This window comes from Methylobacter sp. Wu1, from assembly GCF_036553575.1.
In the GTDB taxonomy this organism is placed as follows: Bacteria; Pseudomonadota; Gammaproteobacteria; order Methylococcales; family Methylomonadaceae; genus Methylobacter.
In genome coordinates, this window is record NZ_JAZHOC010000048.1 from 24,342 (window position 1) to 43,916 (window position 19,575).

The 19,575-nt window shown below is 51.2% G+C and carries 16 protein-coding genes; 6 read left to right on the forward strand and 10 right to left on the reverse strand.

Translation table 11 applies throughout. The features are described from left to right. The first annotated feature begins 447 nt into the window (after positions 1-447). Positions 448-984 (forward strand): cob(I)yrinic acid a,c-diamide adenosyltransferase, encoded by a 537-nt coding sequence (gene cobO, locus V2P20_RS07850; RefSeq protein ID WP_331817676.1) that lies wholly within the window; start codon positions 448-450, stop codon positions 982-984. A 130-nt stretch (positions 985-1,114) separates the two neighbouring features. Next, positions 1,115-1,477 (forward strand): hypothetical protein, encoded by a 363-nt coding sequence (locus V2P20_RS07855; RefSeq protein WP_331817677.1) that lies wholly within the window; start codon positions 1,115-1,117, stop codon positions 1,475-1,477. A gap of 168 nt (positions 1,478-1,645) precedes the next feature. On the opposite strand, the gene V2P20_RS07860 is transcribed toward V2P20_RS07855, so the two are convergent. After that, the gene (locus V2P20_RS07860) at positions 1,646-4,306 is read right to left on the reverse strand and encodes an FAD-dependent oxidoreductase (RefSeq protein ID WP_331817678.1); all 2,661 of its coding nucleotides are present in this window, start codon (positions 4,304-4,306) and stop codon (positions 1,646-1,648) included. Between the two features lie 8 nt (positions 4,307-4,314). Next, positions 4,315-5,529 carry a beta-galactosidase gene (locus tag V2P20_RS07865; RefSeq protein ID WP_331817679.1) on the reverse strand — a complete coding sequence of 405 codons (1,215 nt, stop codon included), beginning with the start codon at positions 5,527-5,529 and terminating at the stop codon, positions 4,315-4,317. Between the two features lie 415 nt (positions 5,530-5,944). On the opposite strand from V2P20_RS07865, the gene V2P20_RS07870 reads away from it, so the two are divergent. Continuing rightward, positions 5,945-7,000, forward strand: coding sequence for an AI-2E family transporter (locus V2P20_RS07870; protein ID WP_331817680.1), 1,056 nt, complete (start codon positions 5,945-5,947; stop codon positions 6,998-7,000). Positions 7,001-7,151: 151 nt separating this feature from the next. On the opposite strand, the gene purM is transcribed toward V2P20_RS07870, so the two are convergent. After that, positions 7,152-8,195, reverse strand: a complete 1,044-nt coding sequence (gene purM, locus V2P20_RS07875) for a phosphoribosylformylglycinamidine cyclo-ligase (protein WP_331817681.1) — start codon at positions 8,193-8,195, stop codon at positions 7,152-7,154. Between the two features lie 283 nt (positions 8,196-8,478). Between purM and V2P20_RS07880 the strand changes: the two genes are divergently transcribed. Beyond that, a complete protein-coding gene (locus V2P20_RS07880; protein ID WP_331817682.1) occupies positions 8,479-8,886 on the forward strand; it encodes a hypothetical protein in 408 nt (135 codons plus the stop codon). 62 nt (positions 8,887-8,948) lie between these two features. On the opposite strand, the gene V2P20_RS07885 is transcribed toward V2P20_RS07880, so the two are convergent. From V2P20_RS07885 to V2P20_RS07900, 4 genes are read right to left on the reverse strand one after another with little or no spacing between them, the layout of a single operon-like run. Then, the gene (locus V2P20_RS07885) at positions 8,949-9,416 is read right to left on the reverse strand and encodes a nucleoside deaminase (RefSeq protein ID WP_331817683.1); all 468 of its coding nucleotides are present in this window, start codon (positions 9,414-9,416) and stop codon (positions 8,949-8,951) included. Further along, positions 9,417-10,481, reverse strand: coding sequence for a homoserine O-succinyltransferase (locus V2P20_RS07890; RefSeq protein ID WP_331817684.1), 1,065 nt, complete (start codon positions 10,479-10,481; stop codon positions 9,417-9,419). A 12-nt stretch (positions 10,482-10,493) separates the two neighbouring features. Further along, positions 10,494-11,345, reverse strand: a complete 852-nt coding sequence (locus tag V2P20_RS07895; RefSeq protein WP_194969787.1) for an ATPase — start codon at positions 11,343-11,345, stop codon at positions 10,494-10,496. Between the two features lie 15 nt (positions 11,346-11,360). Further along, positions 11,361-11,660 (reverse strand): DUF6763 family protein, encoded by a 300-nt coding sequence (locus V2P20_RS07900; protein ID WP_194969786.1) that lies wholly within the window; start codon positions 11,658-11,660, stop codon positions 11,361-11,363. Here V2P20_RS07900 and V2P20_RS07905 point away from each other — a divergent pair. Both V2P20_RS07905 and V2P20_RS07910 read left to right on the forward strand, forming a co-directional pair. After that, positions 11,659-12,129, forward strand: a complete 471-nt coding sequence (locus tag V2P20_RS07905) for a hypothetical protein (protein WP_331817685.1) — start codon at positions 11,659-11,661, stop codon at positions 12,127-12,129. The two genes, V2P20_RS07900 and V2P20_RS07905, sit on opposite strands and share 2 nt — an antisense overlap. A 136-nt stretch (positions 12,130-12,265) precedes the next feature. After that, complete coding sequence (locus V2P20_RS07910; protein WP_331817686.1) at positions 12,266-12,685, forward strand: GNAT family acetyltransferase; 420 nt, start codon at positions 12,266-12,268, stop codon at positions 12,683-12,685. 42 nt (positions 12,686-12,727) lie between these two features. On the opposite strand, the gene V2P20_RS07915 is transcribed toward V2P20_RS07910, so the two are convergent. The 3 genes from V2P20_RS07915 to rsmA form a co-directional block, all read right to left on the reverse strand. Further along, on the reverse strand, positions 12,728-14,779 hold the full coding sequence (locus V2P20_RS07915) for a PAS domain S-box protein (protein ID WP_331817687.1): 2,052 nt from the start codon (positions 14,777-14,779) through the stop codon (positions 12,728-12,730). Positions 14,780-14,810: 31 nt separating this feature from the next. Continuing rightward, positions 14,811-17,804 carry a chemotaxis protein CheB gene (locus V2P20_RS07920; RefSeq protein WP_331817688.1) on the reverse strand — a complete coding sequence of 998 codons (2,994 nt, stop codon included), beginning with the start codon at positions 17,802-17,804 and terminating at the stop codon, positions 14,811-14,813. Positions 17,805-18,785: 981 nt separating this feature from the next. Next, the gene (gene rsmA / locus V2P20_RS07925) at positions 18,786-19,574 is read right to left on the reverse strand and encodes a 16S rRNA (adenine(1518)-N(6)/adenine(1519)-N(6))-dimethyltransferase RsmA (protein WP_331817689.1); all 789 of its coding nucleotides are present in this window, start codon (positions 19,572-19,574) and stop codon (positions 18,786-18,788) included. Position 19,575: the final 1 nt, after the last annotated feature.

The following is a 19,575-nucleotide window of genomic DNA, read 5'->3' on the forward strand; positions in this document are numbered from 1 at the left end:
AGAATAGTTGATCAACTTTGCATATACCTTCTAGACCGTCTGAATAGAACACAGTTCGGCGAAATGTTCTTTATCGATGCCCTGAATGGTCAGTAAGTTCACTTGGAGTCCAGAAGATCAATCATTACAGTTGTCAAGGAATATGACGAACCGGGTCTGAATTGCAAATTTCAAGGACAACTCGGTAAAGAGTAAACTATTAACCAGGAAAAATGCATAAAAACAGCAGCATATTGGCTGGGATGCATTCCGGCTGCGAAAAAACTGTAACCGGAGGGTTCGACGGCATGAGTTTCATTTTCCCAGACGCGAGCAGGATAACGCTCTTCAGAAATGTTTTGATTGTGCATCGGGTGATGCGGCGCGCCATATAGAAATGTGCAGCTTCCTGACTTCGTATGTGTATGGTTTTTTTAAAATTAGTGATTAGATTATGGAATGGTTTTTATGAAAACAAGAGACAGGCGGCACGGGCTGGTCGTGGTCAATACTGGCGAAGGCAAGGGCAAGTCATCCAGTGCGCTGGGTATGGTGTTTCGCGCCGCAGGCTGGGGCATGAAAGTCTGCGTGATCCAGTATATTAAGGGACAATGGCAAACGGGCGAGCAAAAGGCCGCCGAGCGCTTCGACAACATCGAATGGCACGCCTTGGGAGACGGCTTTACCTGGGACACCAAAAATCCGGAGCAGGACATCAAAACCAGTCGGGAGATCTGGGAATTCAGCAAGCAGAAAATCGCTTCCGGCGAATACGATGTGGTCTTGCTCGATGAGGTCAATTACTGCTGCGGCTACGGCTGGATTTCGGGTCAGGAGATCGCCGACTTCATCCGTCAGCACAAGCCGGCCTGGATGCATCTGATTCTGACCGGCCGCAATGCCGCGCCTGAAGTCATCGCCTGTGCCGACACGGTCACGGAAATGATCAAGATCAAACACGCCTATGAACAAGGCATTAAAGCCGAGCAGGGGATTGAATTTTAAGGCGAAAACAGACCCCTTCAGCGTTTATTCTTTCCATTGCCGAGGAATGGCAATTCGCATAGAATCCGTATGGTAATACCCAGTAACGCCATTAATGGCGCGTCATTATTAAAACAGCAAGAGAACGCAAATGAGTGAAACAACTAAATTAATAGCAGCCGTAGTGGGCTTCTTCGTCATCGGCTTTATCATGGTCGGCGCCAATAAAAGCCAGTCTCCGGAGCAAATGGAGGCCGCTTCACAGATCAGAACCTATGCCGCTATGCAGTCGATGGCGAATACCAAGTGCCCGCTGGCGATCAAACAGCATACCGGCGAACAGGTATTTTTCCCTTCCGAAACCGAGAGCGACAAAGACAGCTATATTACGCTGAAGTGGGTCGGCGAAAACAAGGATGGGTTTAAAACGGCATCCTGCACATTGAGCCTGAATCTGGGCGGCATCTCAGAACTCATCATTGACGATAAAGTCATCATCAAGAAAAAAATCTAAGCCGCCTGTAGGCGCCATGATTGGCTGGCCAGATGCTCTGCTCAGCTTAAGCAGATTGACAGGCACGAAGAACACGAACAAAAAATAAGAAATTCGTGTTCTTCGTGGTTATACAAAATACTCATCAATTCCTCTTTCCTTAATGTAACACTGCGTACGTGCCAGTCATCATAGGTGCCGCTCACGCATGACTGAATCGCCGGCTTTCGCCCACTTTTTTAACGCTGCCGAGGCAAGCTGTTTTTTCTGCACCGCTTCTGCCGCACGCTTGCCGGCCAGGAAGGCGTGGTCGGAATTGTAGTATTCCCACTCACTGTACCGTCCCGCCAACAAGATATCGTACGGCGTCAGCCATTCCCGAATAGTCGCCACCGCTTCGGCCCGGGCATGGTCATAGACGACATAGGCATACGGAATATCCACCTGATTGGCGACGATCACCGGGTCATCACGCTGGATCATATCCACGGCAATGCAGTCTTCGATGCAGCGTTTGATCAGCTCATCGCCATCGCAAGGCAACGGCTTGCTGGGCGAATAGGTGATCTCGCAAGTAAGCCCGAAGCCGCCTTCGGGATTGCAATGCGGGCTGGCGTTGCCCTGGACGAAAATGCGATGGAACACCGTGTCCTCGGGATAATAGATCCAGTGCTTTTCAGTCAGTGCTTCGCGGCCTATCCCTAGGTTGACGCAACGGACCGAGACATGGCGCAGCCGTTTGGCGGCCGCCTTGATAGGGTCGGGCGCTTCATCGCCTATGGCACGGACCAGCGCCGGCAGCGGCATGGTGCTGATGAGCTGATCATAGCCGACGGTACGGCCATTGTTAAAGGTCACGGTCTTGCGCGAAGGCGACACTGCAGCGACCTGCGTATTCAACTGGAGTTTTCCCTTGAGATGCGGCAGAAAACCTTCCATGAGCGCCTGGAAGCCGCCGCGCAACGGATAGCCGAAGCGCGCATTAGGTCCCATGGGCTTGGCGACCGGCTGCAGCGCGCCTTCGATCATCTCTTCCAGGTTCGGCAGCGGTACCCGTCCGCCCAGCCACGAGGTTTCCATTTCCTTGAGCGGCACCGCCCAGAGCTTGCGATTGTAGGGAATGGCAAAATGCTTGGCGATCCCGGCGCCCCAGGTCTGATAGATAAAGTCCTCGAAATTTTGCGCGGCAGGTTGCGTTGATTTCAATGTAGGCACAAAGGCCAGCGGCGCTGTCGCTTCCTGGATGCCGTCCGCGCAGCAGTCATTCAGTTGCGCCGTCTTGCACGATGCGGCTTGTTTAGGAGGTGTATCGGCCGCGCTGGTATCGAGCTTGCCGAACCGGGCGGCTTCAACGGCACCGATGATGCATTCCTTGATCACGTCGACGGGCAGTCCGTAAAGTGCGCCCTGAAACGGGTAACGGGTATGGACATTTTTGCTGTACACCCAGGCTTCTCGGTTCTGCCAGTGCATGTTAGCGCCGAGCAGTTTGTCATAGAGTTCCAGCACCGTGTTGTCATTGGAGAACATGATGTGGCCGGCATGATCGAACGTGAAGCCCGCTTCATTGATGGAACGGCAGCAGCCGCCGACATGGTCGTTTTTTTCTACCAGCAGCGTATTCTCTGGCAGATAATACGCGGCTGCGAGCCCGGTCGGCCCGGCGCCGAGAATGACATTGTCGAAGTGTTGGGGCTGGAGCTTGCTGGTCGACGGCGTTAGCATCAGGCGCGCCGTTTCATTCAGGCCCTGCCGACAGGCTGCCTCGAGATGGCGGGCGACCGTATCCGCAGTGCGATCCCAAGATGTCTCACCCAGCACTTTACGGTAGCCGACCAGTCGTTCCTGCCGCCGATCAGGGCTTTCGTTAAGTGCTGTCTCGCATGCGGCGATGAAGGCTTCAGCGTCAGCAGCGATGTGGACCAGATGGCCGTAAGGTTCTTCGACGTCCTTGATCGGCGTGCTGACGATGGGCAGCTCAGCCGCCATGTATTCCAGTGTTTTGGTCGGGCTGATATAACGGGTTGCATCGTTCAGCGCGAAAGGCAGCAGGCAGACATCCCAGCCGGCCAGGAAATGAGGCAGTTGCTCATAGGCCTGTTGCCCGAAATAATGAATATTAGGCCGCTGCGGCAGCGAACTTTCGGGGATTTTGACCACGGGGCCAACCATGGCAATCTGCCATTCGGGATGACTATCGGCAAGTGCTGCAATCAGGCTCAAATCGAGGCGCTCATCGATCACACCAAAAAAACCCAGGCGTGGACCGCCGAGATGTTGCTGCGCCGGATGGGCAATGTCGCGGTCAATGGCACGCGAAAAATGCTCTGCATCAACGCTGCTCGGCAGACAGTGAATGGCCGGATGCTTGTCGCGCCGCGCATTGTAGAGGCTGACGCCGCCTGTGAACACAACATTGGCCGCTTTAAGCAAGGCATGCTCACGCTGTACCAATTGCCGCGGCGCATTCAGAAAGCCGGTCAGCTCATCCATGCAATCGTAGGCTATGGCTTTGGGCTGCAACTGGTTAATCAAGGGTAACGCCATAGGCGTATACAACCAGACAATGTAATCCTCGATTTTCAATTCAGAGATCAGTTCAGGTACCAAGGGTGTCAATGCTGTGAGTTGGTCATCGTGAAAACCTGGCGACGATATCGGCGTATGCGGCTGTACGACCAGCACATTCGGAGCCGCTTCGTAGTGAACACAGTGCGCCTTGCCGTTATGAAAAACAGGCTCTTCGAAAAACACGATCTGATATTTTTTGGCCAGCCGGCTCATGAGCTGCTGCGGGCGCTGAAATACGAAATCCCAGCGTAGATGCGAAAAAACAATAATTGTCGTCATGCAACCTCCTAGAGATTTTGACAGAAGATGTAATGATCATCATGAGGCTGAAACGCTTGATAATAGGGCGTTTTCGCGAGTTTCCATTGGGCTTCGATCAGGTTTTTGGCATAGGGTTTGTCCATGACGCGCACGAGGTTGCCCTTGGCATCGGGATGCACGTCCCACATACCGCTTCGATGCCAGTGATCAAGATTTTCCCAGCCGTGCCTGTCCAGTATCGGATAGAGGCAGATGCCCTGCAGGACTAAGCCTTCATGCGCGGCCTGTATGATTTCCTCGGTAATATCGGTAATCCATTCGCCGCGGCCCGATCCGACATGGCTGGTTTCGGCGATGACCAGCGGCCGGCCGCGGCCGTAGCGCTCATTGATTTCCAGGAGCATATCCTTGAATCGCCGGCGGCGCGGGTCTTTCAAATGCCAGAACAGAGTGTTGAACGTTTCCCACTCCCACTGATTGCTGTGGTAATAATTGACGCCGATGATGTCGAGGTATTTGGATGCTCCGCCCAGTTCCGGTTCTATCGAGCCGGACAGCATATCCCAAGCCTGATACTGTGAAAGACGCACGGTTTCGGCTATCTCTACCACGTCGGGGCGGCCCCGGGGCGCAATCACATGAATGAGCGGGTCCACATGTAGAAACCGGGCGCGCGGGTCGACTTTCCAGATGGCCTCCATGCCCGCAATCGCAGCACGTACGAGCTGGCGTTTGAATTCCACGCTGCGCGCGCGCAAGTGAGTCCCGTAAGGATAGATCAGCGTCGTTTCGCAAGTGGCATAAGCTAGGAACGAGATTTCGTTGATCGGCGTGTAAATCGGTTCACCCTTACTGAACGGTGCCAGAAATTCCGCGGCGGCGGCTGCGTAACGGGCATAACGTTCGACAAATTCGGGAGAAAAAATATCGATATCCTGTGGCCAGCCATAATGGCACAGCGTCCACAAAATCTGTAGATCGAACTCCTGAGCGGCTTCGATCACGGGCTCCAGAAAGCTGAAATCGTAGTGATTGGGGGTCGGCTCAGCCAGGCGCCAGCCGATGCTCTCACGTATGGTGCGAAGGCCGAAAGGCTGCAGCAGCATATAATCCTCGCGCACGTGCGTTCTGTGCTGATTGCTGGCATTCATATCGAGCGGATGCGCGCAACTGTTGATATGATCCGCGCCTTCATAGCCTCCCTGCCAAAAGCTGTAGAATAGGTTTTCGTTTTTATTCATGGTACTACGGCCTCACTCAAACTATTTTTCAGCATGGGTTTGAAAGACATGATGCGGATAGATGCCGCGCTAATGGCCTTTGAAGTGCTTGATATGGAGCGCGCAATAATGATTCCTCTGCGAGGAAAAGAAGTCATGCATTCCAGACTATTCTTTAATAATATTCATATTCAGAGTCCTTCTTAAGATGCAAACTTGAGCGTTTATAGATCTCTATTGCCACCTCATATGATTACTGGAGATGCCTAAACGTTAAGTTTTATTTCTAGTAAAGTCTGTGCCCTATCGAACATAGGAAAGCCTGAGCATGAGTCTGGTGCAGCGGCTGGAATTCTGTGCTTGCTTATGCTCCTCTAAGCACAGCCGGATGGCCAGTAATCGCAATAAGCTGATAATTATATAAATGGAGTTCTTAATGACTGATTCACAAAAATGGCTGATTTTTGCTTTTATCGCGGTTGGCGCCTGGCTGATTTATTTGCTGGCGCCGGTATTGATGCCGTTTGCCTTTGCCGCGATGCTGGCCTATCTTGGCGATCCGTTGGCTGATAGGCTCGAAACCTACCACTTATCGAGAACCAACTCGGTCATTGTCGTGTTTTCGGTCATGACACTGATATTGGTTCTGATTTTGCTGCTATTGGTCCCGCAGCTGGAATATCAGGTCACGCGCTTCATCAGCAACCTGCCGGCTTACGCAGCCTGGCTGAATCAGACCGTTATTCCCTGGGCTCAACAGCAGCTTGGTCTGGATATCAAGCCAATCGAGATCAACGAGCTGATCGATGTATTCAAAAGCCATTGGCAGAAAGCCGGCGGTATCGCCGCTACGGTCATGAATTCGCTGACGCATTCTGGCGCCGTCATCGCGGCGTGGCTCATGAATTTGCTGTTGATTCCGGTGGTGACATTTTATCTGCTGCGCGATTGGGACAAGCTGGTCGCCAATATCTATGATTTGTTGCCGCGCCGCATTGCGCCGACGGCAGTTAAGCTGGCTACCGAAGTCAATTCAGTGCTGGCTGCGTTTGTGCGCGGCCAGTTTTATGTCATGCTGGCTCTGGGCGGAGTCTACAGCATCGGGCTGTGGATAACAGGGCTGGATCTGGCTTTATTGATAGGCATGGTGGCGGGACTGGTCAGTTTTGTGCCCTATCTGGGATCTATTGTCGGCATCGTCATGGCCTGTCTGGCTGCCTTAGTGCAATTTCAGGATGCGATGTATCTGATTCCGGTCGCCATTGTGTTCATGGTTGGGCAGGCTCTGGAAGGCATGGTGCTGACGCCGCTGCTGGTCGGCGATAAAATCGGCCTGCATCCGGTGGCTGTCATTTTTGCGGTCTTGGCTGGCGGGCAGCTGTTTGGTTTTCTGGGAATACTGCTGGCCTTGCCCGTAGCCTCAGTGATCATGGTGCTGTTGCGGCATGCGCATGATATCTACAGAGATAGTGTTTTTTACAGCAAACAGTAAGGGGAATTACGGACTTCATTGCTCACGTTGTGCGCTGTAGGCAAAGACGATGAAGCGATCGTCAGGCAAGTCATGATCGACTGGGCGGGGTTTCGGGCCGGATGAATCCGGCCCTGCAGGAACCATGGCTTTTTCGGGATGGTCCCGCGGTTCAGATATAGGCGACTTTCGGCTTGCCTTCGGATGCCACCAATTCGCCGATGGCGAAAACGGTTTCGCCCAGGCTGGTCAGCGTTTCCAGCGCCGCGTCTTCATCCTCCGGTGCGACGCAGACAATCATGCCGATGCCGCAGTTGAAGGTTGTCAGCATATCGGCTTGAGAGACGTTGCCCTGCGTTTGCAGCCATTGGAAAATGGTTGGGAATTGCCAGGCAGACAGGTCAATCCGCGCATCGATTCCTTCCGGCAGCACGCGCGGCAGGTTTTCGGTCAGGCCGCCGCCGGTAATGTGCGCAAGCGCATGGATATCAACCTTTTCCAGCAGCGACAGCAAGGACTTGACATAGATACGGGTCGGTTCCAGCAGGGCCGTGCCCAGCGGTATGCCCTGGAAATCATCGGCCAATGAAGCCTGGCTGCGGTCGATGATTTTGCGGATCAGTGAGTAACCGTTGGAATGCGGTCCGGACGAAGCAATGCCGATCAGTTTATCGCCGACCTTAACTTTACTGCCGTCCAGCACTTTGCTTTTCTCGACGATGCCGACGCAAAAACCGGCCAGGTCATATTCACCGTCGGCATACATGCCGGGCATTTCGGCTGTCTCGCCGCCGACCAGCGCCGCGCCGGCCAGTTCGCAGCCTTTGCCGATGCCCGCGATGACCGCGGCGGCAGTGTCCACGTCGAGCTTGCCGGTTGCGAAATAATCGAGGAAGAACAATGGCTCGGCGCCCTGGACGATGATGTCGTTGACGCACATGGCGACCAGGTCGATGCCGACCGTATCATGGATGCCGGCTTCAATAGCCAGTTTCAGTTTGGTGCCGACGCCATCGGTACCGGAAACCAGGATCGGGTTTTTATAACGGTCCAGCGGCAGTTCGAACATTGAGCCGAAACCGCCCAGTCCCGCCAGCACGCCTGCAGTACGTGTTCGGGCTGCAATAGGCTTGATGCGTTCAACGAGTGCATTACCGGCTTCGATATCAACGCCGGCACTTTTATAATTCAAGCTGTCTTGATTTTGTTCGCTCAATGTGATGTTCTCTTAAAAGTAATGATTGATGACCGATATTGTACTAGACAACGCCGGTTTTGTGCGAAGGATATGAGGCGTCACAGCGCGATTGTTTGAAATCGCTGACCAGGATCAAATTCGCATCATACTGACGGTTCAGGCGCAAATGGGCTGGAAATCAATTGTTACTGTAACGATAATTAAGCATTTAGCTCGGTTGAATTTCAGTAAAAAAATAATTAAAGTGAATTCTGGTAAATATAAGATAATTAAAAATAAAAATTCGTGTTGAGGAAGATATATGAAAACAATAAAAGTATTAAAAGCGGCGTTATTGATAGCCGCGGTTCTGTTTAATGGTGCAGCATTCGCTTACAGCAGCGCGGGCGAAACCGAAGAAGTCTGTAAAAAACCCAAGTTCATGAACTTTAGTCTTCCGGTATACAAGGCGCCTGAAAAGGCTGAAGTCGCGCCCGAATCGGAATTTACTTTTATGATATCGGCGTGGTCGGATCCCAAAACGCTCAAGTTGACCGCAAAAAATCAGAATCTGCCGTTTACCGTGGAAACCACTTCCAGTTTTTACCGCATAAAGGCCAAACTTCCGGCAGCATTCAATGGCAGCTTCGCCAGAATCAATGCCAGCGTCAAGGCTGTGCTGGGGTGTGACGATCAGATGGGCTGGCTGGTAAAAGTTGCTCAGAAATAGCTCAAATAAAAGATAAAGGCGTCCGAGCCGGTCGTCCTTTCCAAGCCTTTGTCCAAGAGTGCTTAATAAGGCACCTTGAGGTTGTTTTTCATCCAGATGTCAAACGGTTGCCGGGCATTGGGCAGGTCTAAATGCAGCATGGTGATTTTACGCTCGGACGGCGACACGGCAATCTCATCATAAATGAAGCTGTCGTCAAAATTGGCGGCAGCGGCTTCATGCCGCGTGCAGCCGAAATACACTCTTTCCATCCTGGCCCAGTAAATGGCGCCCAGACACATAGGGCAGGGCTCGCAGCTGGTGTACAGAATGCAGCCGCGCAACTGAAAGTCATTCAATTTTTTGCAGGCCATGCGGATGGCCATGATCTCGGCATGCGCCGTCGGATCCATTGTACGGGTAACGCCGTTGGCGCTGGCCGCAATCACCTGATCGTCTTTTACGACGACCGCGCCGTAGGGACCGCCTGCGCCGGTAATCGCATTGTTGACGGCCAGATCAATGGCTTGCCGCAAAAATTCCTCGTGCATTTAGAGCCCTAAAGGATTTTCAGGATCGATGCCGTCCATAAAGGGCAGGCGCCGATCCTGGTTGGTCAACTGATAGACTTTTCCCAGCCAGTTGTTGAATACGGCTTTGGCCGTGTCGCGCCAGGTGTTGTCGATATGTTCCAGAACCAACGCTTCGGGAAAGACATCCAGCGGCCGGCCGGTTTTTCTGGCCGATCGGACATGTTGTTCGTAGTCGGTAAATACCTGCCGGACATAAGTATTGAAATAATGCTCGGGAAAAGGCGGGTATTCATCGATTTCGGCCCGATAAAAACGCATGACTTCCCGCTTGTATTCTTTCAGCAGGCTGATGTCGTCGTATTCAGGATGGCCCTGGAAATAAACGATGCGGAAGCCGTCCGGGCTGACGGCCAAGTGTGCGCCGGCTTCCTTGCTGACAACCAGGACCTTGAGCCCATGCTGTTCCATATCGCTCTGGAATATTTCGTTGAAACGGGAATGCGGCACGTCAAAGCGCGTATTGATTTCAGCCACTAGCGGGTGCTTGCGGTCGGTGACTTTATGCGCAAAGACGCCCCAACGCTTGGCCGGCAGGCGCGTACGCTCTATGCCATAACAGTATTGGATCAAGGCATGCGTGGCGAGACAGGAGCAAAGCACCGAGGTTACGTTTTCCTTGGCCCAGGAAAACACCTCCGTTAGCGGCTGCCAGAAGTCCTCTTCAGGCAATCTCGGATGAGTTACGTTAGCGCCGCTGATGATCAAGGCGTCCAGGCCGTCCTGTTTGATTTTTTCAAACGATTCATAGTATTTGTCGATGTGGGCCTGCGCCTCGGGGCCTCTGGGCAGGCCATCGATCGTGAATGGATGAACATGGAATTGCGTGATTTGATTGCAAGCGCCGACCAATCGGAAAAATTGTCTTTCCGTGGCTTCCAGCGCAGCGTCGGGCATCATATTGAGCAGGCCTATATGCATCTCCCGTATGTCTTGATGACTGGCGCGGTCCGGCGCCAGGATTTCTTCGCCTTCTTCTCGAAGACGCTGGAAAGTCGGTAAGTCAGAGTGAGCGACTAATGGCATAGTTTTTCTTCGTTAATTGGATTGCTGCCTGGCAATCGCATCGGCAATCAATCTGATAAAGTCGTCTTCGTCTTTCACTTCGGCGACATCGCGCGCGTCGACGGTATAGCCATACTGTTCGGCGATCGCTTCATAGCGGGGCAGACGGGATTTGAACAATTCAGGGAAGACCCAGGTGACAAATTCATTGGGCGGTATGGCATTAGGATCAGCGTAGCCATGCAGCGACATGAATTCGGCCAGCTTTTCATCAAGAAACGCTTCCCGGTAATAGAGCGGCTTGGGATCGGTTTTGGCGCGCTCGATGATGATCTGCTCCATGGCCGGCGGAATTTTGATATAGATTATCAAGGTATTTTGGGCCAGGGTCTCCAGCACTTCCGGGCTGTCCAGCTCGCAAACGCTGCCGCCGGCGTCATTGATGAAGTGCTTGTAGCCGTAGATGTCTTCAGCCTTGTGAATAAACTCCGGCACATCATTCATGGCTGCGATTTCAGCCTGATGGTGCAGTTTTTGCCGACGCTTGAACTCCTGTAAGGATAAACCGCCCAGTTCGGGATTGCCGAGTTTGCCGAGAAAAGTCGATACAGGCGCGAGGTTGTCCACGGTTATCTTGTTGGCGATATAAATGGAATCGGACAGCAGCAACTCGCGCAGGAACGGCACACGCATGGCCTGGCGCTTGATATTATCCAGGATCGGCTCTTCCAGGTATTTCGTGCCTATCCGGTAGTCGCCGGAATAGTGAAACCATTTGGATTTCGGCAGCTTATTAGCCAGCGTGGTTTTCCCCGCACCGGACATTGCCAGCAGGGTAACTCTTTTCGTTTGCCAGTCCAGGAATTCCCGGGGACTCATTTTCATGTGATAAATTCCTAATTAATCCAGATAATCTTCGATATCCATATCGTCAGGGCTAGGCCGATGGTCGTCAGGGTCCGTATAACCCAGATCGTCGTTTTCGAGATCATCAAAAGGCGCGCTCCAGTCCTCTGGGTCCTCGATATAATCAAAGGTCGAGTTATACCAGCTGTCATGATCGTATTCGCCGATATCGCCGTTATAATATTGGACTTCGATTGAATCGTCGCTTTCTTCAATCGCAACGACTTTAAACATCAGATTGTTCTCTACGTCTTTATACCAGCTTCCAATAATAGGGTCTGCTACTGTTGTCATGGTGTTACCTCAATGCTTGTTGCGACGTTACAAGAAAATAATCGATATTATTAACAATGACAGAAAAAATACCAAAATATTTTGTCTTGGCAAAAGGGCGCACGCGCCTTGCCGCATGGCAAAAATGGCGTCCAGAAGATCGTGCCTGATCAGCGGTTATCAGGATAAACTTATTGGTAGAAAAAACGCAAGTAGGGGCTATGCCTTATTAAGTCAGGATAAACGCATCGGTAGGCGCGGACAGGCGGTTCAAGCTCACGGAGCAAAAACGGCAGGCAAAAAAAATGCGGCTGTTAAAGCCGCATTTGAAGAAGGATATAATTCTAAAGTCTCTAAAAGAGATCGCATCTCAAGAATTGAGAGTATATTAGCGGCAAATGATAAGTGCTGGAATGTGGCAGATTGTCGCGTGACAGATTGCCGCAGTGCTAAAGCGCGTTTTTTGTCCATGAATTTAACAGGCGGGTAAGCGTTCTTGCCGAAGCGCGCGCTTTTCAGGGCGGCAATTTATTGATCAAGGCAGTGAATAATGAAACATTTTATTTTAGCGATAACGGGGCCAACGGGCCGGATGCGCCAGATCAGCCGTCATCAGGAGTCAGCCTATGCAAATACGGACGTTTGAGGCGAAAGACCAAGATGGTGTTGTCAAGCTATGGCAGGAGTGCAATCTGGTTGTGCCGTGGAACGATCCCTACAAGGACATCCAGAGAAAATTGAAAGTGGACCCGGATCTGTTCATTGTCGGTGAGATAGCGGGCGGTATTATCGCAACGGTCATGGGCGGTTATGAAGGCCATCGGGGCTGGATCAACTATCTGGCTGTTGCCCCGGCGCATCAGCGAAAAGGCTACGGCCGTCAGCTCGTGGCGTCTGTTGAGGCGCTCATCAAGCAGAAAGGCTGCCCCAAAATAAATCTTCAGGTCCGTCAGACCAATACTGACGTGATCAAGTTCTACGAGGCAATCGGGTATAAAAACGACAATGTCATCAGCCTTGGCAAGCGGCTTGAGAGCGATAACTAGAGATAGCGCGGCGGCGCTGCTGAAAGCGTCGCGACTGACGGACTAGGTTTTGTCCGTTAATGTCGCCAGTAAGGTAAACAAACTGGCAGGCGTTACGGGTTTGAGCAGGTGATAGTCGAAGCCGGCGGTCTTTGATTGTTCATGGTCTTCAGGCTGCCCATAGCCGCTAATGGCGACCAGGAGCGCTTGCTGCGTTTCCGGCAGTTCGCGCAATCGCTTTGCCACCTCGTAGCCGCTCAGATCAGGAAGCCCGATGTCCAGCAGGACAGCTTGAGGGCGGAACGTCTGCGCTTTCTCTATGCCTTTCAATCCGCGGTCTGCAGTATCGACTTCGTGCCCTTCTATTTGCAGCAGCAGGGCAAGGCTTTCCGTCACATCGGGATTGTCGTCTATCAGCAGGATACGCAACTTGACTGCCGGCGGAGCGGCTTCGGGCGGCGTTGATTGGATGACTGCGGCATAGGATAGCGGCAAGCGCATAGTGAATTCGCTGCCTTGTTGATTGCCTGCGCTGTATGCAGTGACCGTGCCTCCGTGCATCTCCACAAGTCTGCGCGTCAGCGGCAGCCCAAGTCCGAGACCGCCCTGAGAGTGGGCCAAGGTCGAATCGGCCTGGGTAAAAAGTTCAAAAATACAGGGCAGAATTTCCGGCGAAATGCCTGACCCGTTGTCTTGCACTTTAATGACCAGATCGCCATTTTCCTGTATTACCATCAGAGATATCTTGCCTCCCTCGTTGGTGTATTTGGTGGCGTTGTTCAACAGGTTAGATAGTGCCTGAGTCAAGCGGACGCGGTCGCCTTCTATCCACATGGGCGTGTCAGAACGCGCAGTGACCAGCTCCTGATGGCGTGCGTGTATCAGCGGCGCATTGGTTTCTATGGCGCTGTCTATAATCTCATTGAAATCGACATGATCGATCTTCAGCGTGATCTTGTCCTGCATGATGCGCGCAACATCCAGCAAGTCATTGAGCAATGACGCCATATGGCTGACTTGGCGGTCGATGATTTTGCTGCACCAGGCCAGTGTAGGGTTTTCGGAATGCTGGGTTTTTAGCACCTGTACGGCATTACGGATAGGTGCCAGGGGGTTTCTGAGTTCGTGGCCCAGCATGGCCAGAAATTCGTTTTTCCGGCGGTCTGCCTGTTGAAGGGCTATTTCCATCTGCTTGCGCTCGGTGATTTCATGAATGGTGATAATAAAGCAGCGAGGCTGGCGCTCACTGGTGATTGCGCTGATGCCGAGAATTGCCGGAAATTTCACGCCGTTTTTCTTGAGGCCCTCCAGTTCGCGCTTGACGCCGGTAATTTGGACGCCGCGCTCATTGCGGCGGGCGGATGGGGCTTCGTACTCGCTCCAGTCGAATTGGGGTATCAATCGGCTGATATGGGAGCCGGGTAATTCTTCGGCAGAAAAGCCGAAAACGCTCTCGGTGGCGGCATTCACGGAATTGATAATGCCCTGCTGGTCAATTTTAATGATAACGTCGAGCACGTTATCGAAGATGGCGCGCAGATCCGCTTCGCTTTTGCTTAGCAGTTCTTCCGTTTCTTTCAGGTGATGTATGTCCGTGAGCGCCAGCCTGAAAAGCTTCTCTTTCTGGACTGTTTGAGGCAAGCCATCGAGTTTGACCCATAATGTTTGTCCGTCACTTCTGCGCAAACGTAATTCGCAGCTTTGAACGCTCTGATGATTTAACAGGGCCCACCGATAGAAATATAAAATATCCTGATCGGAATCCAGCACAAACTCAGCAAAGGATTTATTGATAATGGCCTGTTTTTCGACGCCGAGTAGGTTGGCTAGCGTCATGTTGGCGTTAAGAATGATGCCTTCACTGTTGACCGTGAGGTAGCCGACTGGGGAAAAGTCGTAAAAATCGAAATATTCCTGCGTTGTGTCCTGAAGTTGTTGCTGGGTCTTCAGTAGCTCGTCGTTTTGTAATTCCAGTTCGATGCGATGCGTATCCAATTCCTGCAACAGTTCATAAAGTTCCTCTATGGAATGAGAGGGTGACAATGGCTCGGGCGCAGCTAAGAGCTCTTTCGCCCGTTGCCTCAGTTCATAGAATTTATCCACTTTATTTAGCATAGGTACAATCCTGATACATCGATAGGTTCTGTTAACGCAATAGCGGCAGTACGACAATCACGTTGTCGTAATTCAACTGGCCCTCATCACCGGGCACCACGCACTCCAGATGCAAAGCCAATGGGTTTCCCTGCAGGTCTTCGCAATGACATTCAAGGCTGACTTTGTCTTTCCGGTTCCAGATGGCTAGCAGTTGCGTTATAAAAGGCTGGATTGAACGCCGGGTGAGCAATTCCTGGATGCTCGCTGCCAGCTTTTCTTTGTCATCCGCTTTGAATAATCCCATGGCCGCATTATTGACATGGGAAATTTGCACTTTTTTTAGCAGGTCTTTCAGCTTCTGCGGGTGTTTATCCAGATATTCCGCAAGGTCAGCTACACCTTGATCACGCAGCGCGTGCAAAGTCTGTTCAACCTTGGAAAAATCGTTTTCCCACATCGGAACGGGGCAGAAATCGATCATGCGTTTATAGCGTTTTTCATTGTTGATGAGAGCCTGCTCGACCTCTTTCCGGACACTAATATCTTCAAAGGTGATGACTACACCATCAATAATATTGTTGGTGGTGCGATAAGGGAGGATGCGTACACAAAAACACCGGCCTTGATCATCGCAGATTTCCGATTCATGCTTATTGAGCGTTCTCAGCACTTCACCGGCAAGACCCGGCAAATTCGGATCTTGCAAAGATGAAGAAAAGTGGGAGATCGGACGTCCGATATCGTTTGCTTCCAGTTTAATCAGTTCTTTTACTTTGGGCGTAAAACGGCGGATACAGAATTTGGTGTCCAGAAACAGCGTGGCAATCTGAGTGCTGTCAAACAGGTTTTTCATATCGTCATTGGCGGACTGCAATTCTTCGATTCGGCTTTGCAGCTCTGCATTGACGGTCACGGTTTCTTCATTCAGCGACTGCAATTCCTCTTTTGACGTTTCCAGCTCTTCATTCATGCTTTGCAACTCCTCATTGGTGGATTGGAGTTCTTCGTTGGTGGATTTGAGCTCTTCATTCGAGGTTTCCAGTTCTTCGATGGTGGTCTGCAGGCTTTCCTTAGTGAAATCCAATTGCTGCTGCAGCTTCGCGACTTCTTCTGTCTTGGTCGGCAAGGCCTTGGAAGCTTCTGTTTTTATCAGACTCTCCATCGGCACCTCTTCGAAAGCCACCATGACAAGTCCGGGAATGGGCGAAAACTCCATGATGGGGCTGATCGTCATGACCACGCTGATCTGGCTGCCGTCCTGCTGGATGGCATAGACTTTTTTCTGCACTTTCTTTCGGGTCTGGGACGCTTGACGAATTCCGGAGGCCAATTCTGTTTTTAATCCGAAACGTGCCATGTCGACGATATTGATGCTGATCTTGCCTTCCGCAGGTTCTAAATACTTACCCAATCTGCCATGCACATAGATGATGTTGCTCTTGGTGTCGATAATGGCGCACGGCGGCACCGAACTGTGCCTGAGAATGGCTTCGACCAACTGCATGACACTTAATTCTGCTGTTTTCTGAGTGATGTCGAGCATTTTTATATCCTCGCCGAGGATCGGATGAGCAGGCTCAAGAAGATGCAGAGCCCTAGGAATACTTTCCGCCACTTTGGTTCGCCGGAAAATTTTCCATTTTTTATCCAACACGGAAAAAAAATGATTGGATTGGCCAGTCGTTTCCGAAGGGCCCAAAAACATAATGCCCCCCTCTTTTAAGCTGTAATGGAATGTCTGCAGCATTTTTCTTTGCAATTCCGATCTGAAATAAATCAGCAGATTTCTGCAACTGATAATATCCAGCTTGGTAAAAGGCGGATCGCTGATGATATTTTGAGGTGCGAAAACCACCATTTCCCGAATGGATTTTTTAATCCGGTAGTTGCTGTCTTCCCTGACAAAAAAGCGTTTGATGCGCTCAGGGCTGACATCGACATTTTCGATGCCGGACAGGTAAAGTCCGCGACGGGCTTTTTCAATGGCATTCTCATTAATGTCGGTGCCGAAAATCTGCACGTTAATGTGATGTTTTATATTATCGAGACATTCCTGAATAATAATCGCCATGGAATAGGCTTCTTCGCCCGTGCTGCAGCCGGGAACCCAGACACGCAGGGTATAATTGCTGGGTTTTTGACTAAGAAATGACGGCAGGATCTTTTGCTGGAGCACATTATAGGCTTCAGAATCTCTAAAAAAATTTGTTACGCCAATGAACAATTCATTGGCCAGAATGGCAATCTCCTGTTCATCTTTTTGCAAAAGTGCGACATAGTCCGCCATATTGGCAGTCTGACGCAATTGCATGCGCCGCTCGATGCGCCGGCAGATCGTGTTTCTTTTGTACATCGAGAAATCGTGGCCGGTCTGATTGTGAATCAGAAAAAATATTTTTTGCAGAAAAACGTCGATATTCTGTAATTGGACGATGTGGCGGTCATTGGTATCTTCCCGATATTGAGCGTATTGGATGAGTTGGGTCGGCATTTTGTCGGGCGACAGTATGTAGTCGGTGATGCCGGTATTGATGGCGCTTTTCGGCATACCGGCATATTGGGCGGACGCTTCATCCTGCACGATCACGAGTCCGTTTGCCGCCTTGATTTCCATCAAACCCCGACTGCCATCGGAGCCGGTGCCCGACAATACGATGCCAATGGCTCTGCCGCCCTGGTCCTGAGCCAGCGAACGGAAGAAAGTGTCTATGGGTAAGTGGCTGAAACGAGGAGACTCCAGTTTCGTCAGATGCAATCTTTTGTTGAAAATGGACAAGCTTTTATTGGGCGGAATAACGTAGATATGGTTCGGCTCAACCTGTGCACCGTCAGTAATCTGGGTAACTTTGATTGCCGTGTGTTTTTGCAACAGGTCGGGCAACAGGCTGACGTGATTGGGGTCTAAGTGCACAACAACTATAAAAGCGAATTCTTTGTAGGCCGGCATGGCTTCAAAGAACTCTTGCAGCGCTTCCAGGCCGCCTGCCGAGGCGCCGATGCCCACAATAAGGAATGATTGATCAAATGACGAATTTTTTTTCACTGATATAAACGATTCAATTACTGATCAAAATAAACAATCGGCCTCGATATTTTCCATCTGCAAGTTCGGGCCGAATCTAGCAGTTGCCGATCTTTTGGCGAATTATGACTGAACTCAGCCCGATCCTAGCATAAAGGCAAACCGATCCATCCGTTCTTGTAGTCTATGAATGTCTTATAGACGATAGCGGGGGAGAAGGCGTTTGCGGCTATAAATATCTCGAATCACCTGAATATAATCCGCTTGGTATCAGCTCTGGCTCTTTAAAGCTGAAAACGAACAGGATATGAAAGAAGTTTTCCGGGACGATTTTATGTATCCCTTTATTCCAAGGAATAAACTTTTCTCAGCTTACTTTTCGGCCAGCGCTTACTTACCGAATAATAAAGATTTAGTAATGATGAACAAGTATAAACAGCCTACTGACTTATGAATATAAGTGATTTCACTGAGATTGCATTGGCATTCGAAATACTTAGGCATTACATGGGGTTAAGCCAAACAAAGGTATCGCTGCAAACTGTTCATGGAATGCGGTGCGGGCTGCCGAGCGCATTCCGCCGCTGAGCGAGATGGAAAAGATGATGCGCGCAAATGACGATAAGGCGGCAGCGCAGCAATGCGTGATTACAGGTACAGATCACAGAATCGCATCTAAAGCACACTCAAGAAGCGGCTCTCGATCATAAGATGTTTGCTCACACCCTGAGATCTCTCCCACGTCCATAGCTTGGCCAATATTCACAGATTGGATCGGCAGTCTTGTCTAAAGCAGCGTGATACACGAGATACAGGCTCTCGCGTGCATGAATAAAACTGAAACGGCGGGCAAAAAAATGCGGCCGCGAAGGCCGCATTACAAAGGAGGATATAATTCTAAAGACTCTAAAAAGAGTTTGCATCTCAAGAATTGAGATTATATTAGCAATAAATAATATTCTTTAGAATGTGGCAGATTGCCGCGTGGCGGATTGTCACAGGTCAGGCGGCATCGTTTTGCAACAGATTGCTCAGCTTGGCGAAATCGCTCAGCGAAATCATTTCGGCCCGCAGCGTCGGATCGATGTTCAGGGCTTCTATATCTTCCTCGGCAATGAGTGTTTTCAGGGAATTGCGCAGCGTCTTGCGCCGTTGCGAGAAAGCTTGCGTGACGACTTTGTTGAGTTTGGCAATATCGTGGACTTCAACGGGCGGCTGCTGATGCGGGATCAGTCGGACGATCGCCGACATGACCTGGGGCGGCGGATCGAAGCTTTCGGGCGGGACATCAAACAAAAGTTCGGTTGCGCAGTGATACTGCATCATGACGCTGAGCCTGCCGTACTTCTTGCTGCCGGGCGCTGCGCAAATCCGGTCGACGACTTCCTTCTGCAGCATGAAATGCATGTCCTGTATGCAGGACGCATTATCCAGCAGATGGAACATCAGTGGCGTGGAGATGTTGTAGGGCAGGTTGCCGACGACGCGCAGTTTCCGGCTGTCGTCGGCAAGCGAGGCGAAATCGAATTTCAGGGCGTCGGCGCTGTGTATGCGCAGGTTGTCGCGCTGCTTGAATTTTTCCCTGAGCAGCGCGACCAGATCCCTGTCGAGTTCGACTACATCAAGGCTCACGCCTTCTTTCAGCAGCGGTTCGGTCAGCGCGCCCTGGCCGGGGCCGATTTCGACCCAATGCTCGCCGGGCCGGGCCTGCAGGCTGGAAATAATGTCGTAAATAATCCGGTAATCGTGCAGAAAGTTCTGACCGAAGCGTTTGCGTGGTATATGGGCCATG

Coding starts and splice junctions, on each gene's coding strand:
- cobO (WP_331817676.1), top strand. CDS start 448: ATGAAAACAAGAGACAGGCGGCACGGGCTGGTCGTGGTCAATACTGGC.
- V2P20_RS07855 (WP_331817677.1), top strand. CDS start 1,115: ATGAGTGAAACAACTAAATTAATAGCAGCCGTAGTGGGCTTCTTCGTC.
- V2P20_RS07860 (WP_331817678.1), bottom strand. CDS start 4,306: ATGACGACAATTATTGTTTTTTCGCATCTACGCTGGGATTTCGTATTT.
- V2P20_RS07865 (WP_331817679.1), bottom strand. CDS start 5,529: ATGAATAAAAACGAAAACCTATTCTACAGCTTTTGGCAGGGAGGCTAT.
- V2P20_RS07870 (WP_331817680.1), top strand. CDS start 5,945: ATGACTGATTCACAAAAATGGCTGATTTTTGCTTTTATCGCGGTTGGC.
- V2P20_RS07880 (WP_331817682.1), top strand. CDS start 8,479: ATGAAAACAATAAAAGTATTAAAAGCGGCGTTATTGATAGCCGCGGTT.
- V2P20_RS07885 (WP_331817683.1), bottom strand. CDS start 9,416: ATGCACGAGGAATTTTTGCGGCAAGCCATTGATCTGGCCGTCAACAAT.
- V2P20_RS07890 (WP_331817684.1), bottom strand. CDS start 10,481: ATGCCATTAGTCGCTCACTCTGACTTACCGACTTTCCAGCGTCTTCGA.
- V2P20_RS07895 (WP_194969787.1), bottom strand. CDS start 11,345: ATGAAAATGAGTCCCCGGGAATTCCTGGACTGGCAAACGAAAAGAGTT.
- V2P20_RS07905 (WP_331817685.1), top strand. CDS start 11,659: ATGGTGTTACCTCAATGCTTGTTGCGACGTTACAAGAAAATAATCGAT.
- V2P20_RS07900 (WP_194969786.1), bottom strand. CDS start 11,660: ATGACAACAGTAGCAGACCCTATTATTGGAAGCTGGTATAAAGACGTA.
- V2P20_RS07910 (WP_331817686.1), top strand. CDS start 12,266: ATGCAAATACGGACGTTTGAGGCGAAAGACCAAGATGGTGTTGTCAAG.
- V2P20_RS07915 (WP_331817687.1), bottom strand. CDS start 14,779: ATGCTAAATAAAGTGGATAAATTCTATGAACTGAGGCAACGGGCGAAA.
- rsmA (WP_331817689.1), bottom strand. CDS start 19,574: ATGGCCCATATACCACGCAAACGCTTCGGTCAGAACTTTCTGCACGAT.